The 1281-nt window shown below is 57.5% G+C and carries 1 protein-coding gene and 1 pseudogene; both read left to right on the plus strand.

The genetic code is table 11. The features are described from left to right. A pseudogene (recF, locus tag AACS18_RS18640) lies at nt 1-444 on the plus strand (DNA replication/repair protein RecF); the annotation flags it as partial. After that, nucleotides 441-1281 (plus strand): ATP-binding protein (locus tag AACS18_RS18645; protein ID WP_258228657.1); only part of this gene is annotated, 841 nt, incomplete at its 3' end. The pseudogene recF and the gene AACS18_RS18645, both read left to right, overlap by 4 nt.

Below are 1281 nucleotides of genomic sequence, written 5' to 3' on the forward strand. Positions count from 1 at the left end.
TACCGGGGCTGGGAGAAAGATACTCCCCTCGGCGATCTGCTGGAGGCGGGGTTTGAGCGGGATCGGGCGCTGGGCTATACCGGTGTCGGTCCACAGAAAGCCGATGTGCGCCTCAAGGCGAACGGGGTGCCCGCTCAGGATATTTTGTCCCGGGGTCAGCTGAAGTTGCTGGTCTGCGCCATGCGACTGGCCCAAGGGCTCTATTTGAATCAACATAGCAGCCGTGGCTGTATTTTTTTAATTGACGATTTTGCCTCTGAACTGGATGTCGACAAGCGCCGCTTGCTGGCCGCAAGGCTGAAGCAGTGTGCGTCCCAGGTGTTTATCACCGCCATCGACACCGGTCAGCTCGCAGACATGATGGATGCGAATGACTGTAAGTTGTTCCACGTGGAACAGGGTAAAATCTCCGAAACGTTAGAGAAGGCAGAGAGTAAGCTATGAGTGAAAATACTTACGACTCCTCGAATATCAAGGTGCTGAAGGGCCTGGATGCGGTCCGCAAGCGCCCGGGGATGTATATCGGCGATACGGATGATGGCTCGGGTCTGCACCACATGGTGTTCGAGGTCGTCGATAACTCCATTGACGAGGCGCTCGCTGGCTACTGCTCCGATATTCTGGTCAAGATCCATTCCGACGGTTCTGTCTCTGTGCGTGACAATGGCCGGGGTATCCCGGTAGACATGCACGAGGAGGAGGGCCGCTCCGCCGCAGAGGTCATCATGACCGTGCTGCACGCAGGCGGTAAGTTTGATGACAACTCCTACAAGGTATCCGGCGGCCTGCACGGCGTGGGTGTCTCGGTAGTTAACGCCCTCTCTGACAAGCTGTTGCTGACCATTCGTCGTAACGGCCACGTCTACGAGCAGACCTATCATCTGGGTGAGCCGCAGGCGCCGCTCAAGCAGATTGGCGACAGCACCGGCACCGGTACCGAAGTTCGCTTCTGGCCGAGCCCTGCCATTTTCAGCGATACCCTGTTCCACTACGAGATCCTGGCCAAGCGCCTGCGTGAGCTCTCCTTCCTCAACTCCGGTGTCTCCATCCGTCTGCAAGACGAGCGTGATGGCCGCGAGGCGCATTTCTGCTACGAGGGTGGTATCAAGGCATTCGTTGAATACCTGAACCAGAACAAGACCCCGATCCACCCGAAGGTGTTCCATTTCACCACCGAGCAGGATGGTATCGGCGTGGAAGTGGCGATGCAGTGGAACGACGCCTATCAGGAAGGGGTCTACTGCTTCACCAACAACATCCCGCAGCGGGATGGTGGTACTC

Source organism: Aeromonas sp. HMWF015, from assembly GCF_963878965.1.
GTDB lineage: Bacteria > Pseudomonadota > Gammaproteobacteria > Enterobacterales > Aeromonadaceae > Aeromonas > Aeromonas veronii.